The sequence below is a fragment of the Actinoallomurus sp. CA-150999 genome, from assembly GCF_050942425.1.
In the GTDB taxonomy this organism is placed as follows: Bacteria; Actinomycetota; Actinomycetes; order Streptosporangiales; family Streptosporangiaceae; genus Actinoallomurus.
Genome location: NZ_CP192063.1, coordinates 7,199,083 through 7,214,595 on the forward strand (window position 1 = coordinate 7,199,083; position 15,513 = coordinate 7,214,595).

Annotated in this window: 10 protein-coding genes; 3 read left to right on the plus strand and 7 right to left on the minus strand. The window is 69.7% G+C overall.

Features of this window, described 5'->3' with window-relative positions:
• Positions 1-153: 153 nt before the first annotated feature.
• Positions 154-5,631: a biotin carboxylase N-terminal domain-containing protein gene (locus ACQP2O_RS33310; protein WP_433172026.1), complete on the minus strand. Its 5,478-nt coding sequence runs from the start codon at positions 5,629-5,631 to the stop codon at positions 154-156.
• A 374-nt stretch (positions 5,632-6,005) separates the two neighbouring features.
• Between ACQP2O_RS33310 and ACQP2O_RS33315 the strand changes: the two genes are divergently transcribed.
• Positions 6,006-6,575: a hypothetical protein gene (locus tag ACQP2O_RS33315; protein ID WP_433172028.1), complete on the plus strand. Its 570-nt coding sequence runs from the start codon at positions 6,006-6,008 to the stop codon at positions 6,573-6,575.
• Between the two features lies 1 nt (position 6,576).
• Here the strand turns inward: ACQP2O_RS33315 and ACQP2O_RS33320 are convergent, their stop codons facing one another.
• On the minus strand, positions 6,577-7,335 hold the full coding sequence (locus ACQP2O_RS33320; protein ID WP_433172030.1) for an SDR family oxidoreductase: 759 nt from the start codon (positions 7,333-7,335) through the stop codon (positions 6,577-6,579).
• Between the two features lie 86 nt (positions 7,336-7,421).
• On the opposite strand from ACQP2O_RS33320, the gene ACQP2O_RS33325 reads away from it, so the two are divergent.
• A complete protein-coding gene (locus ACQP2O_RS33325) occupies positions 7,422-8,285 on the plus strand; it encodes a helix-turn-helix transcriptional regulator (protein WP_433191243.1) in 864 nt (287 codons plus the stop codon).
• Positions 8,286-8,306: 21 nt separating this feature from the next.
• On the opposite strand, the gene ACQP2O_RS33330 is transcribed toward ACQP2O_RS33325, so the two are convergent.
• From ACQP2O_RS33330 to ACQP2O_RS33350, 5 genes are read right to left on the minus strand one after another with little or no spacing between them, the layout of a single operon-like run.
• Entirely contained in the window at positions 8,307-9,047 is a 741-nt protein-coding gene (locus ACQP2O_RS33330; protein WP_433172032.1) for a GntR family transcriptional regulator, read from the minus strand.
• Positions 9,044-10,567 carry a beta-N-acetylhexosaminidase gene (locus ACQP2O_RS33335; protein WP_433172034.1) on the minus strand — a complete coding sequence of 508 codons (1,524 nt, stop codon included), beginning with the start codon at positions 10,565-10,567 and terminating at the stop codon, positions 9,044-9,046. Before ACQP2O_RS33335 ends, ACQP2O_RS33330 begins: the two co-directional genes overlap by 4 nt.
• A gap of 21 nt (positions 10,568-10,588) precedes the next feature.
• On the minus strand, positions 10,589-11,434 hold the full coding sequence (locus tag ACQP2O_RS33340; protein WP_433172036.1) for a carbohydrate ABC transporter permease: 846 nt from the start codon (positions 11,432-11,434) through the stop codon (positions 10,589-10,591).
• On the minus strand, positions 11,431-12,360 hold the full coding sequence (locus ACQP2O_RS33345) for a carbohydrate ABC transporter permease (protein WP_433172038.1): 930 nt from the start codon (positions 12,358-12,360) through the stop codon (positions 11,431-11,433). Before ACQP2O_RS33345 ends, ACQP2O_RS33340 begins: the two co-directional genes overlap by 4 nt.
• A gap of 5 nt (positions 12,361-12,365) precedes the next feature.
• On the minus strand, positions 12,366-13,682 hold the full coding sequence (locus tag ACQP2O_RS33350; RefSeq protein ID WP_433172040.1) for an extracellular solute-binding protein: 1,317 nt from the start codon (positions 13,680-13,682) through the stop codon (positions 12,366-12,368).
• 392 nt (positions 13,683-14,074) lie between these two features.
• On the opposite strand from ACQP2O_RS33350, the gene ACQP2O_RS33355 reads away from it, so the two are divergent.
• Positions 14,075-15,475, plus strand: coding sequence for a cellulose binding domain-containing protein (locus ACQP2O_RS33355; protein ID WP_433172042.1), 1,401 nt, complete (start codon positions 14,075-14,077; stop codon positions 15,473-15,475).
• The last annotated feature ends 38 nt before the right edge of the window (positions 15,476-15,513 follow it).

Consider the following 15,513-nt stretch of genomic DNA (forward strand, 5'->3'; position numbering starts at 1 on the left):
ATGCCCGCCGTGCGCCTGTCGGGGGCAGGGATCGCGGTGGGCAGCTGCGACGCCGGACGGCCCGAGAGGCGGTGGGACCGGGCCGTCCGGCGTGCGCGACAAGCAGCCGCGAGGGTCGGCGAGTCAGCCTGCTGCTGCCGATCTCGCTGAGCGTCAGGCCATTCCGCGCTCGAGTGCCTCGATGATCCGCGGTCGCAGCTCGGCGCTGCTGATGATCGCGTCTACCGAGCCGACCTCGACCGCGCGCTGGATGCTGTGCACCCGGTCGAACTCGGCGGCGACCTCGCCGAGCTTCTCCGCCCGCACGGCGGACTGCACCTCGGCGAGCCGGGCGCTCAGCGCGGCCCGCTCGGCGCCGCCGGCCGCCGAGACCTGCGTCTGCAGCTCGGTCACCCGCGGGTCGGTCGCGGTGCGGTTGTTCACCTCGCCGGAGAACACCACGGCGGCCGCCGGAGCACCGCCGAGCACCGAGGCGAACGAGCCCTCCAGCGCCAGCACGGTCATGTTCGGATTGAGCGCCTTGGAGAACACCACGAACGCGCCGCCGTGGTAGCGGGAGATCACGCAGAACACGATCGGCCCGTCGAAGTTGACGATCGCCCGGCCGATCTCCGCGCCGTACTCCAGCTGGAGCTTGCGCATCGACTCCGGTGAGCCGTCGAACCCGGACAGGTTCGCCAGCACGACCAGCGGCCGGTTGCCGGACGCCGCGTTGATCGCCCGCGCGGTCTTCTTCGACGACCGTGGGAACAGCGTGCCCGCGGTGTAGGTGTCCGGGCCGTCGGTGGGTGGGAAGCCGCGGCGCGGCACCGACCGCGACTCGATACCGATCAGGCAGACCGGCCGGCCGCCGATGTGCACGTCCTGCACCGCAGAGGTGTCGGCGTCGGCCATGCCCGCCCAGCGCTCCAGCACCGGGTGATCCTGGTCGGACAGGGCGCGCATCACCGTGCGGATGTCGAACGGCTTCTTGCGGTCGCGGTTGTGCTCGGCGGAGAAGATCTGGCCGACGGTGGTGAAGTCGCTGCCGGCGACCGGGTGCGGAAACGCGGAGACGTCGCGGTCGACCGGGTCGGTGGTGCGGGCTCGCCGCGGAGCCGTCTCGCCGGGCACGACGTAGGTGTGGTCGTAGTGCGCCATCAGCACGTCGCGGGCGGCCGGCAGGTTGGGCGCCCAGTACTGCGCCTGGCCGTTCGGCCCCATCACGCGGTCGTAGCCGCCGATGCCGAAGTTGTCCTCGGCCGAGACGCTGCCGGAGAAGTCCAGCGACTGCTTGCCGGTGAGCACCATCGCCGAGTCCGGCGTCATGACCAGGATGCCCTTGGTGTGCATGAGCATCGTCGCTTCGGCGTTCCAGTACGGCTGGGCGCCGACGTTGATCCCGGCGACCACGATGTTGATCTCGCCGCCGTTCTGGGTGAACGTGACGATCCGCTTGAGCGCGGCCGCGACCCAGTCCATGTTCTCGGTGCCCGAGGTCATCGAGATCCGCGCGCCCGCCGACAGCGCGAACCACTCCAAGGGGACCCGCATCCGCTCGGCGAGGTCGAGCGCGGCGATCACCCGCGAGCACTCCGGTTCCGACAGCGCGCCCAGCGCCTTCGTCGGGTCGCCGAGCAGGACCACGCGGGTGACGCCTTCGGGGTGCCGCTCGGTCGGCGTCGTGACGACGCCCGCCACGATCGCTGCGGAGTTCTTCCCCTTCGGCCGGGCCACCGGTACGAGCGCGCCGTGGTCGTCGAGGTCGTGCTCGACGAAGCGGCCCTCCGGCCCGGTGAGCATGCCGGTCAGTTCGTACGGGTAGACGTTCCCGCGCCGAGCGGCGCGCAGCACCTTCTGGCGGTAGTCGTCCAGCGGCTGCACCGGCTCCGTCGACGGCTCGCCGACATGCAGGCTCGCGCCGTGGCCCGGGTCAAGGGTGATCCGCACGGCGACCTCGGCCAGTTCGCCGGCGGCGTTGCGCTGGCGGGCCACGAACTGGACCTCCTCCAGACCCGCGCCCGCCGAAGTCGGCAGGACGCGCTGGACCAGGGCGTTCAGCTCGTCGGTGGACAGCTCGGTCGACGGCCAGACGTACATCATGATCCGGTTGGTGTCGAACCGCTTGTTCTGGGGTCGCTGCGCTTGGATGTTACGGATCGCGTCCAGGCCCGCGGCGATCGCGTCCTCCACCGCGGGCAGCGCGATCAGCCTGCCGTCGGCCTCGCGCAGCGGCGTCAGGTCGCGTACCTGGCCCATCGCGATGAGCCGCTCGTCGGCCGGGTTGCTGCGCGCCACAGCCCTGAAGAGGTAGATCTCCTCGTCGGCGAACGGCAGCCGCGTGAGGTCGAACTCGCGCAGCCGCTGCAGCTGCAGACGCCGCGCCATCTGCGGGTGCAGGCCGCGGATCAGCCGGTCCTCGGCGAATCCCGCGCCGTCGGGCCGGAAGGTGAAGTGATGGTGCATCACCGCGCCGCTGGTGCCGGCGACGGTGGTCGTGATCCGGCGGACGCCCGCGGGCCACGGGTGCTCGGCGAGAAGCTGCCCGAGCCGCGCCGCCATCGCGTCGACGTCCGGCTGGTCCTCCCACGCGACGTACAGGTCGGCGACCAGCCCATGCTCACGGACGTCGGCGGCGAACATGCCGACGGCACTGATGGCGTCGGGCAGGGCGGCGATGTCGACGGCGGTCGTGACCACGCGTGTCACGCCTGCCGGGCCGTTGTGCTCGGCGGTGACGAACCGGCAGCCATCGGTCTCCCGCGCGGTGACCTCGGACAGCCCGCGGTTGCCGTAGTAGCGGCGGGTCAGCACCTCCAGGAGCGGCGCGTGATCCCGTCCGGACCGGCCGAACCGCTGGCCGATCAGCCGGACGAGCGGCTCGGAGCTGGCCACCATGGTCTGGATCCGCTCGGCGCGGTCCGGCGCGTCCGGGTTGCCGTCCAGGTAACGCAGGTCGTCGCGCACCGCGGCGTAGACCTTGGCGCGGTTGCGGCGCAGCAGCGGCTGGGTGAACCAGCGGAACACCACACCGCGGGCCAGGTCGGACACCATGGGGAAGCGCACCTGGGTGGCCTCGACCAGGTGCTCGAGGGTGAGCCCGGCGCGCTCGCCGAGCGGCTCGAGCGGCGGCGCGCCGGCCAGCCACTGGCGCAGCAGCTCCGACACGATCGCGACGCCGGTGCTCATCTGCTGCTGAGCCAGGAAGATCCGGAAGACCGCGGCCTCCAGCTCGGGCGTGCGGTCGAGGTCGGCGACGCCGTAGTGGGCGAGGACCTTGGTGAGCTTGGCCTGGAAGCCCTCGGTGAGGCCGGCGCGCTCGACGTCGAGGCTCTGCAGGTAGCTGTGGAAGAACTCGCGCGGGCTGTGCACCGGGCTGCCCGGCTCGACGTCCAGCTCGCCGCCCGGCTTGTTGCGGCTCAGCTCGGACAGGTCGGCGAACACGGTGAGCAGGTCCAGCTCGCCCTCGATCGCCCTCCCGCCCAGCTCGGCGCGCGCGGTCAGGTAGGCCGGCAGCACCTGGTCACGGTCGTACGGGTCGGCGTCGAAGCCGAGCAGCAGGCCGCGCAGGTCCTGCAGGCCGCGTTCGACACGCTCGGCCGCCGATGCCGCGGGCTCCGCGGGCAGCTCGATCTCGACGGCCTCGGCGGCCGGCTCCGCGTCCTGAACGTCGTCATCGGCCAGCGGCTCCAGCCGCATCAACGGCGCGCCGGTCTCGACCTGGCTGCCCACCGACACCGGGCACTCACGGACGCGGGCGCGGAACGGCGCACGCAGCACCGTCTCCATCTTCATGCTCTCGAGCACCAGGATCGGCGCGCCGGACTCGACCTCGTCACCGACCGACGACGGCGTCGCCACCACCAGCGCGGGCGCCGGGGAACGGACGACACCGCCCTCGTCGCGGCTGATCCGGTGCGTGACGCCGTCGACCTCGACCAGGTGGATCGGCCCGTGCGTGGCCGACACCAGCCGGAAGCGGCGGCCGTTGACCACGATGTGGCCGCTGTACTCATCGAACCGCTCGACCTCGACGTCGACGGGATGCACGTCACCGCCGCCGGAGACGCCGACACGGAACCGCCGCTGCCCGACCCGGGCGACGCTCACCCGGTAGTCGACGCCGCGGAGTTTGAGGTCCAGCGGACGGCCGCTCTCGTGCTGCACCTGCGGGCGCCCGCCGTGGGCGGTGGACAGCAGCCGCTTCCGGCTGACCTCCTCCTCGTCCTCGTACGCCTCGACCGCGGCGGCGGCCAGGGCGATCGCGGAGTGCCGGTGGCCGACCAGGCGGCCCTCGGCGCGTACGCGGTCGATCCAGCCGGTGTCGGCGCTCGCGTCGATCACCTCGGGCTGGTCGAGCAGGTCGAGCACGAAGCTCTTGTTGGTCGCGCCACCCTCGATGATCACTGTGGTGTCGGCCATCGCGCGGCGCAGCCGGCCCAGGGCCTGCTCGCGGTCACGGCCGTAGGCGATGATCTTCGCGATCATCGAGTCGAAGTCGGCCGGGATGCTGTCGCCCTCGCTGACGCCGGTGTCCACGCGGATGCCGGGCCCGGCGGGCAGCACCAGACGCACGATGCGGCCCGGGGCCGGCGCGAAGTCGCGGTCCGGGTCCTCGGCGTTGAGCCGGGCCTCGATGGCGTGGCCGACCTCGCCCGGCTGGGCGCCTTCCAGCTTCCCGCCGTCCGCCACGTGCAGCTGCAGCCGGACCAGGTCGGTGCCGGTGGTGATCTCCGTGATCGGGTGCTCGACCTGCAGCCGAGTGTTAACCTCAAGGAAGGCGAAGAGCTTCTCGCCGGGGTGGTAGAGGAACTCGACGGTGCAGGCGCCGCGGTAACCGACGGCCACGGCGAGCCGCTCGGCCGACGCCTTCAGCTCGGCGGTCTGCTCCGGTTCCAGGACCGGGGAGGCGGACTCCTCGATGATCTTCTGGTTGCGCCGCTGCACCGAGCAGTCCCGGACGCCCAGCGCCCACGCGGTGCCCTGCCCGTCGGCGATGACCTGGACCTCGACGTGGCGGGCGCCGGTGACCAAGCGCTCCAGGAAGACCACGCCGGAGCCGAACGCGCGCAGCGCCTCCTGGCTGGTGCGCTCGTAGGCGTCGGTCAGATCCTCCTTCGAGGCGACCATGCGGATGCCTCGACCGCCTCCGCCCGCGGTCGCCTTGAGCATCAGCGGGTAACCGATCTCGTCGCCGGCGCGCAGCGCGTCCTCGAGAGTCGCGACCTCGCCGCGGCTCCACGGCGCGACCGGAACACCGACCTCCTCGGCGAGGAGCTTCGCGCCGATCTTGTCGCCGAGCCTGCGCATCGCCTCCGCGCTCGGCCCGACGAAGGTGACACCGAGCTTCTCGCACAACTCGGCGAACGCCGGGTCCTCGGCGACGAACCCCCACCCGACCCACGCGGCGTCGGCGCCGGTCTCCACCAGCGCCCGCTCCAGGACGGCGTGGTCGAGGTACGGGCGGGCCGAGGCGGGGCCCAGCGAGTAGGCGACGTCCGCTTCACGGACGAAGGTCGCGTTGCGGTCCGCGTCGGTGTAGAGGGCGACCGTCTCGATCCGTGTCCCGATTTCCGCCGAAAGATCCCGGACAGCGTGGATGAGCCGCATCGCGGCCTCTCCACGATTGACGATCGCGACACGACTGAACACCGACCGAGCCTCCCAAGCACCCAACGCAGAAGGCGACGCCCGGATCTCGAACGTCGCCTGAACCTGTCCATACCCTGCTCGATTACCGCCGGGTATACCAATGTCCCGCATAGCGAATTCCGAGCCCCCGGCTTGTGGGGACCCTACAAACGGCGATCAGGGACACACTGCCCGCCCGCCGTTTCATGCGAGGACTACCACAAAGCACTATCGCACTAGTTGGACCTCCAGGTGGGCAATCAGGCCTGGATCAGCCGCGCGGCGATCGGCAGCCCACCCCGGTGATCTTCAGCCGGTCGCGGTTTGCCCCACGACCTGCGCAGACGCGGCGGTCGCGTTGCCGGAACCAGGCGGTATCCAGTATCGATGCGGTCGTGGAAGGATTCGGGCGGCGTGAGTTCCAGTTGGTCCTGCTACGGCGCATGGCCGACTACCAACCCGATCTCGTCGCCTCCGCGGTCCGCTCGCTGGACGCCTCGCGTACCGAGATGCGTCAGGTGAACGCCAGATGGCAGCGCATCCTCCGGTCATCGAGATTCCCCGGCGGCGAACGCCGACTTCGGCTGGTGCTCGGGCCGCCGGCGAGCGAAGGGGACCTGCGCATGGGTGAAGTGGTCTGCCGTACGGCCCGGTGGACGCTTCCACTGTGGCCGAGCCTGCGGTTCGAAGCACTGCTCGGACCCGAGGGGTCGGTCCTTCAGGAGTGGCTGGTCCGGCCCGAGACGGCCGTGACACCGCGGCTGGATACGGTCGCGGACCTGGCGCCATGGTCATGCGTCGTGAACGACGTGGCCGAGCGGTTCGCGCCGGTCCAGCACCAGGCCGAAACGGTACCCAGCCGCTGGCACGTGGCTTTCTCCACACCCGATGGCGACGGTCGGCGCTCGTACGTCGCCCACTTCGTCTGGGGCCTGCTGCAGACCGTGGAAGAACTTCCCCGCTAGTTCAGATCATCCCGCCGTTCGCGCGGAGTACCTGCCCGTTGATCCAATGCCCCTCGGCGCTGACCAGAAACGCCACCACGTTCGCGATGTCCTGCGGCGTGCCCAGCCGCTCCAGGGCGGGCGCCTTGGTCAACGTCGCCAGCTGCTCCTCGGTCTTGCCGGTGAGGAAGCCCTCGGTCGCGGTCGGGCCGGGTGCCACGGTGTTCACCGTGACATCACGGCCACGCAGCTCCCGGGCCAGGACCAGGGTGACCGCCTCGACCGCGGCTTTGCTCGCCGCGTAGCCGCCGTAGGTGGGGAACTGTGTGCCCACCACCGAGGTGGAGAAGGCGACGAACGAACCACCCGGGCGTAGCCGGCGTGCGGCCTGCTGGGCGACGACGAAGTGGCCCCGGATGTTGGTGCGGTGCATCGCGTCGAGCTCGGCGAGATCCAGGTCGGCGACCGTGGCGAAGGCCGCCCAGCCAGCGCAGTTCACCACCGCGTCGACGCCTCCGAGCCGGCCCTCGGCCCGGTCGAACAACACGGCGACCGCGCGCTCGTCCGCGACGTCGGCCTGCACCGCGATGGCCCGGCCGCCGACCGAGGCGATGTCGGCGACCGTCTCCTCGGCCGCATCCGCACGTCCGGCGTATCCCACGACCACGCCGAAGCCGTCCCGGGCCAGCTGGGCGGCGACCGCACGCCCGATGCCGCGCGATCCTCCGGTCACCACCGCGACCCGTTGGGGGTCTGCGGCAGCACTCTCGATGGTTGTCATGATCGCCAAGTTAGGCGGGACCGATGGAGGCATCCAGGGGACGACATCCCCTGGATGAGCGCCCCGGAACGCGCACACTGGGCACTATGAGATCGACCCGATACGCCGAGCTTGGTGCCTTCCTTCGAGCCCGCCGCGAGCGCATCCGGCCGGCCGAAGCCGGGTTACCGGTCGGTCCTCGGCGCCGAGTGGCCGGCCTGCGCCGCGAGGAGGTCGCGCACCTCGCCGGCGCATCGGTCGACTACTACAACGAACTGGAGCGTGGCGCCGGCTCGCAACCGTCCGAGCAGATGCTGGCCGCCCTGGCGCGGGCCCTGCGGCTGAACGCCGACGAACGCGAGCACCTCTTTCACCTCGCCGATCGTCCGGTGCCGCGCGACGGCGGGCCGGCCTCGCACATCCATCCCGGCATGCTCGACCTGTTGGACCGGCTCGGTGCGACGCCAGCGCAGATCATCACCGACCTGCACGTCACGCTGGTGCAGAACCGGCTGGCGGTCGCGCTCTTCGGTGATCAGCGCCGCTTCCGAGGGCTTGAGGCGAGCCTGGTCTACCGTTGGTTCACCGATCCGGCCACCCGCGCCATCCATCCCGACGAGGACCACGAGGCGCATTCCCGCACGTTCGCCGCGGGACTGAGGGTCGCCGTCGGACGGCGGGACGCCCGGGATCCCGAGGCCACCTCGCTCGTCTCCGCGCTGCTCAACCGTTCTGCCGAGTTCGAGCGCCTTTGGCAGGAGCACACGATCGCGGTTCGCCAGGATGAGCGCAAACGTATCGTCCACCCCCAGCTCGGCGTGCTCGACGTCAACTGCCTCAACCTGCTCAGCGAGAACGGTCGCCAACGGCTGCTCTGGTTCACCCCGGTCCCCGGCACCGACGCCGCCGACCTGCTCGAACTCCTCGCCGTCATCGGCGCCCACGAATTCTCCGACACACCAGGAAAGTGATCTACCGGCGGAGCGCGCAACTTATCCGGAGGTGTGGTCGAAGTGGAGTTTTGTGGTGATGCGGTATCGGTCGCCGCGGTAGGCGGATTGGGCGTATTCGATGGTGCGTCCGGTGTCGTCTTGGGTGGTGCGTTGGATGTGCATGATCGGGAAGTACGGGGGCACGTCGAGGAGGTCGGCTTGTTCGGGGTTGGTGACGCTGGGCTCTAGGGTCTGGACGGCTTGGGTGACGTTGATTCCGTACCGTTGCCGTAGTAGCTGGTAGAAGTTGCCGGTCTCCATGTCTTCTGGGGTGAGTCCGGGAACCAGCGCTGCCGGGAGTTCGAGGCGTTCGATCGCGATCGGTTCTGCGTCGACGAGTCGTACGCGTGTCACGCGCAGTACTTCGTCGTCGGGGTTGATGTTCAGTCGTGATGCTCGTGACCAGCCCGCTGGGGTGGTGGTGAAGTCGATTACGCGGCTGCTCCATGTGCCTTGGGCTGGTGGGGCTGCCAGGCCGGTGTTTCCTGAGAGTTCTTGTGTGATCTTTTGTGGGCTGGTGAAGGTGCCGCGGCCGTGGCGGCGGACCAGGAGGCCTGATTGGACGAGGTCGTCGATGGCGGCGCGGATGGTCGGGCGGGACACGCCCAGTGTCATGGCCAGTTCGCGTTCGGAGGCCAGGCTCGTTCCCGGGCTCGCGTTGTCGATGAAGTCGAGGATGTGGCGCCGAACCCGATCGCGTTTGGCGGTGGGCGGACGGCGAGTCCCGTTGAGTGCGGTCACGCCGCGTCCCGCCCGGAGAGCGCGCCGAGCATCCGCAGACGTTCCCGGTGAACCGTCAGGCGGCCCTGGAACTCCTCGTAGTCGCGCGCGCCCTCGCTCCACGCCGCCTCGGCCAGAGCGCACAGCCTCGGGAACGTCAGGTACCGGACGTGGTCCGGGGTCGGCATGAACTCCGTCCACAGCTGCGCCTGGGTGCCCAGCACGCCGGGGCGGGCCCCATTGCCCGGATCGGCGACCGGCAGGCCGCCCGCGAGCGGGTCGAATCCGTACACGTCGGCGACCGTGGTGACCACGCCGGGCTGGGCCGGTGGCTCGCCGGGCTGGATGCTCTGCGCGTAGTCCAGGTACGTCGACCGGTGCGGCGCCATGATCACCTGGTGGCCGCGTTCGACCGAACGTACGCCGTGACGCGAGTCGCGCCAGGCGGTCAGGGTCATGTCGGCGGGGAGTTCGCCGTTCTGTTCCGCCTCGTCCCAGCAGACGGCGCGGCGGCCGTGCTCGGTCAGCGTCTCCTGCATCTGCCGCAGGAACCAGCCGTGCAACTGGGCCGGCGTCGTGAAGCCCAGCTCCGCAGCACGGCGGCGGGCCACCGGGCTGGCCTCCCACTGCGTGGTCGGGCACTCCTCGCCGCCGATGTGGACGTACCGGGACGGGAAGACCGAGACCGTCTGCGCCAGCACCGTGCGGCAGAACTCCAGCGCCTCGTCGTGCACCCCGAGGATGTCCTCGCTGATCCCCCAGCTCGTCCAGACCGGAAGGGTCACCTCGGGCCGGTTGCCCAGGTGAGGGTAGGCGGCCAGGAGCGCGCGGGCGTGGCCGGGCATCTCGATCTCCGGGACGATGGTCACGCCGCGGCGGGCCGCGTACGCCACCAGGTCGCGCAGCCGGCGCTGGGAGTAGAAGCCGCCGTGCGGGACTCCGTCGAAACGCGTGCTGCCCGACGGGCCGACCATGGACTCCGAACGCCAGGCGCCCACCTCGGTCAGCCGCGGCAGCCCCTCGATCTCGATGCGCCAGCCCTGGTCGTCGGTCAGGTGGAGATGCAGCACGTTGAGCTTGTGCAGCGCGATCCGGTCGATGAGCTCCTCGAGGAACTCCGGCGGCATGTAGTGCCGCGCGACGTCGAGCATCACCCCCCGCCACGGCAGCCGCGGCGCGTCGCGCACGGTCACGCACGGCCACCGCCACGCGTCCGCCGGGGCCGACGCCGGATCCAGCGCGGCCGGGGGCAGGAGCTGGCGCAGCGTCTGGACACCGTGGAAGAGCCCCGCCTCACCGGGCGCGGTCAGGAGGACCTCGTGTGGGGAGATCTCCAAGCGGTACCCCTCGTACGGGAGATCGGCCGGCGCGATCTCCACGCGGACGGCCGGTCCGTACGACGTGCGAGGCCGGTCGCCCAGGTAGCCGGCCAGAAGGTCGGCGGGGCGTGCGGCGCCCGGTCCGGCCGAGAGATGGAGGGCCGCGGGAATGGCGAACTCACCGGGGTGGACGGTGAATTCAGCGGGGCGAGGAATTATCACGACAACCTTTCTCGAAAAGGCTTATCCCTTGACGGCCCCGGCGGTCATTCCGACGACCAGCCGGCGCTGGATGAGCATGAAGAAGACCACGATGGGCAGCGCGAACAACGTCGAGCCTGCGATCAACCCGCCATAATCGGTACCGATGTTGGTGGAGAACGACGCCAGCCATACCGGCAAGGTGTACCGGGACTGGTCCTTCATCATCACGTACGCGTAGATGTAGTCGTTCCAGGCGACGATGGATGAGAATACGCTGGCGGCGATGATGCCCGGCATCACGAGCGGGAGCAGCACCTTGCGGATCACGGTGAACCGGCTCGCCCCGTCGACCATCGCGGCCTCTTCGAGCTCCACCGGTACGCCGTGCAGGAATCCGCGCATCACCCAGATCGTCAGAGGCAGCACGAACGCCGAATAGGTAACGATCAGCCCGATCAGGGTATCGAGCATGTTCAGGCTCTTCATGCTCAGGAACAGCGGAATCAGCAGCGCCGGCCCAGGGATCATCTGGATCACCATGATCCCGATGAGGAATCCACGGCGCCCGAAGAAGCGAAAGCGCGTCAGTGCGGTCGCCGCGAGAAAGGCCACCGCGACGGACAGCGTCACGACCACTCCGGTGACGATGACGCTGTTGACGACGTAGTCGGCGAAATGCGGTTTGCGCAGGGCATCACCGAAATTAGCAAGGCTCAGCGGGAAGGGCAGGAACTTCGGCGTCGGTCTGAGCGTGTCACCGGACGGCTTGAGCGCCGTGTTGACCATCCAATAGACCGGGAACATCCAGACGGCGCAGAAAAGAACGGTTCCGATGTTCAGCGCGATGCGGGCCGGTCGGACTCTTCGCACCCTGTCGTTTTTCACGCGACTTCTCCCGCCCGCACCAATCGGCGCACGTAATACCACGTCAATGCCGTGAGAAGGACGGTCGCGAGGACGGCGATCGCGGCGCCCTGCCCGTACGACTGGCTCGCGAAGGCCCGGCGGAACGACCAGACGACGAGCGTGGTCGTCGCACCGTCCGGGCCGCCGCCGGTCAGCAGCCAAATCTGGTTGAACACGTTGAAGTCCCAGATCACCGACAGGACGGTGACGAGCAGCAGGATCGGCCGCAGGAACGGCACCGTGATCACGCGGAAGCGCGTCCAGTACCCGGCGCCGTCGAGCGCGGCGGCCTCGTAGTAGTCGCCCGGGATCTGCGACAGCCCGGCGTACAGAGTGAGCGCGACGAACGGCACCGACTGCCAGACCACGAGCAGCCAGACCAGCAGGAGCGCGGACACCGTGTGCGCGGTCCAGTCGTACTGCCCGAGCCGGAGCATCCAGTTGACCACGCCGTACGTCGGCTGGAACAGCCAGGTCCACAGCATCGTCGCGGCCACGCTCGGCACCGCCCAGGCCGCGATCAGGCAGAACGTGACCAGCGTCCGCATCCGCCGGCCCAGCGCACGCATCGCCAGGGCGACGCCCGTGCCGATCAGGAGGGTGCCGCCCGCCATCGCGACGCAGACGAGCGCGGTACGGACCAGCATCGGGACGATCTCGTCGCCGTGGAGGACGGCGGTGTAGTTCGCGAACCCGATCCACCGCGTCCGGCCGCTGAACAGCGCCCGCAGCCCGTAGTCCTGGAAGGAGATCAGCACCAGCCGTACGAGCGGGTACCCGATGACCAGGGCGAGGACCAGCGCGGCCGGAGCCAGGAGCACGTACGGCAGCGCGGAGCGGCGGCGCCGGGCCCGGGGCTCGACGGCCTCGGGCGCGACGGTCGCCCGCGTGGCCAAGGTTTCCATGCGTGTCACTGGGATGCGTTCAGCGCCTGGTTCAGGTGCTGATCGAAGGATTTCGCGGCGTCGGCGATCGGCGTCTTGCCGGTGGAGATGTCACCGAAGAAGGTCTGCAGCGACTTGTCGCTCTCGATCGTCGCCCAGCCGGGGCTCGCCGGCGTCGCGACGCTGCGCTTGGCCGCGAACGAGAACGCCTTGAACAGCTCCGGGCGCGACCCGGTGGTCTGGTCGATGAGCTGGGACGAGACCGGGGTCCAGCCGTCGATCCCGTCGATCGCGCCCGTCTGTACGGCGGTACTGGTGGCGGCCTTGAGGTAGGCGAGGGCGAGGGCCTGATTCGGGCTCTTGGCCGCGATCCCCAGGTCCGAGCCGCCGAGGAAGACCGGTTGGCTGCTGCCTGCGCCGGCGCCGGGGAGCGGGAACGTGCCGAGCTGCCCCTTGAGGGACGGCTTGATCTTGAGGATGGAGTTCACGCTGGTGTTGAGGATCGCTGAGGCCTTCTCCTGGGCGAAGATCGCGTTGTAGTCCGGGGTGAGGTTGAACAGGTTGCGCGAGGCGGGCGTGGAGTAGGTGTTCTGGAACTGCTTCCATGCCGCCAGCCCGCGCTGGGCCTGCGGCGATTCCAGCGCCCCGGTCCACTTGTCACCGTTCTTGGTGGCCAGCTCGCCGCCCGCGTCCCAGACGAATTGCACGCCGCCGAACCAGTACTGGCCCGGCATGTAGAACGCGGAGAAGTCCGGCGCCGGGTTGGCCGCCTTGATCTTGTCGAGGTCCGCGGTGAACTCCGCGAACGTGGCCGGCGGCTTGGTGACCCCGGCCTTGGACCAGATCTTCTTGTTGTAGATCACGGCACGCTCGGCCGCGAAGAGCGGCGCGGCGTACAGTCGGCCGCCGATCGTCGCGGGTCCGACCAGACCGGGCAGCCAGGTCTGCCCCTGCGCGAGGGTCTGCTGCACTGCGGAGATGTCCGACAGACCTCCGGCGGCGGCGAACAGCGGGACGTCGGTGTTGCCGATCTCGAGCACGTCCGGCGGATTGTTCTGGGCCAGCGCAGTCGTGATCTTGGTGTTGATGTCGTCCCATTCCTGGGTCTGCACCTTCACCGAGGCGCCGGTGGCCTTGGTGAACTCGGTGTTGATCGCCTTGATCGCGACGTCGGACAGATCGCCGTTCATGTACCAGACGGTGAGCGTCTTTCCGGTGCCGGAATCCGGCCCGGCGATCTTCGCGGCGGACCTGGAGGCGGTGCCGCCGTCTCCGCCGCACGCGGTGGCAGTGCACGTGAGCGCGACGCTCGCCGCCAACGCGGCCGTAACACGTCTGTGCATGTCGATCCCTCCTGGGTGGCCAGAGCTCACCGCTCCGGCGTCGGCCGGTCGCGCCCCCGTCGCTCGGTGCGCCAGATGGTGACACTTGTCCATTGGTCATGTCAATGATGGAAGATCGCCGAGGCTCAAGCCACCTGGGCCACAGCCTCTCTTGCCCCGTAAATTCGGCAAAAGCGCGGTGAACCAAGGGTTGACAAGCCGGTAGACGGGGTTCATCTTGATGGCCATCGGCCACCGCAGAACTGACCGTTGGTCAGGTCTCTGATCGTACGCGGCGTCTTCATTCGTCCGTGGGGGCACGCGCGCGTACGGTGCCGTCCGCCCGCGTCCGGCCGGCGCCCCGGCCGCGGGCGGCGGGGCCGATCGTGTCCGCCCGCCACGCAAGGAGAACCATGCGGCTTCACCCCGCCCTCAGACGCCTCGCATCCGGACGTCGCCGCACCGCCCTGCTGACCGCCCTCGTCCTGTTCGGCGCCACCGTCATGACGGCCGGCCTCCTCACCGGCGGCCCGGCCCAGGCGGCCTCGAGCCTCCAACTGCAGTACCGGACGACCGAGACAGGAGCCACCGCCGGGGACATCGAGCCCTGGTTCCAGGTCGTCAACACCGGCTCGTCGTCCGCGTCGCTGTCCGGCGTCACGATCCGCTACTACTTCAGCGCCGACACGACCGTCCCGTACGTCTTCACCTGCGAATGGGCGGTGATCGGCTGCTCCAACATCTCCGGTACGGTCGGCGCGCTGAGCGGCGGCCCGGCAACGGCCGACCACTACGTGGAGGTGGCCTTCGGGTCGGGCGCCGGCTCGCTGGCGCCCGGCGCCTCAACCGGCGACCTGCAGCTACGGCTCAACCGGCAGGACTGGCAGCAGGTGAACCAGGCCAACGACTACTCGTTCAAGAACCAGACCTCGTACGGCTCGTCCGACACCGTCACCCTGTCGGTGAACGGCACCGTCGTCTCCGGGACCGCCCCGGGCGGGACCTCCACGCCGCCGACGTCACCGCCGCCGAGCGGCAGCGGCGTCCTGTTCGACGACTTCCACTACACCGGCCCCACCGATCCGAACCTCGGCGCGCACGGCTGGTCGATCCGCACGGGCGGGGGCGGCCCGGGCATTCAGGGCACCTGGTCGGCGAACGCCTTCAGCTTCCCGTCGGACTCCACCGCCCAGGGCGGCAACGTCATGAACCTGGCGGCGACCACCGACGGCACGACCAACGGAACCACCCAGGCCGAGATCGACACGGTCCAGCGCAAGTTCTTCGAGGGCACGTACGCGGCTCGTGTGTACTTCAACGACGCCCCGACCACGGGTCCGAACGGCGACCATGTCAACGAGACCTTCTACACGATCACGCCGGACGACTCGCTCTACAGCGAACTCGACAACGAGTACCTGCCGAACGGCGGCTGGGGCGCGCCCGGCCCGACGCTGTACACGACCACCTGGTACAGCGCCGACGCCATGGACCGGCAGACGCACAATGTCATCTCCAGCCTGCAGGGCTGGCACACGCTGCAGATGACCGTGGCGGGCGGCACCGTGACGTACTACGTCGACGGCAACGTCTACTTCTCCACCACGGGCAAGTACTACCCGCGAGAGAAGATGACCATCGACTTCAACGAGTGGTTCATCGACCTCCCGTTCAGCGGTGCGCGCACGTGGAACGAGAAGGTCAACTGGGTGTACTACAACGCGTCCGGCGCACTCACGCCGGCGCAGGTCACCAGCGCCGTGAACGGTTACTACAGCGCGGGCACCCACTTCACCGACACCGTCCCGAACTGAATTCAGGCAGGCCCCGGGCCGTACGACGACTCTCGTAC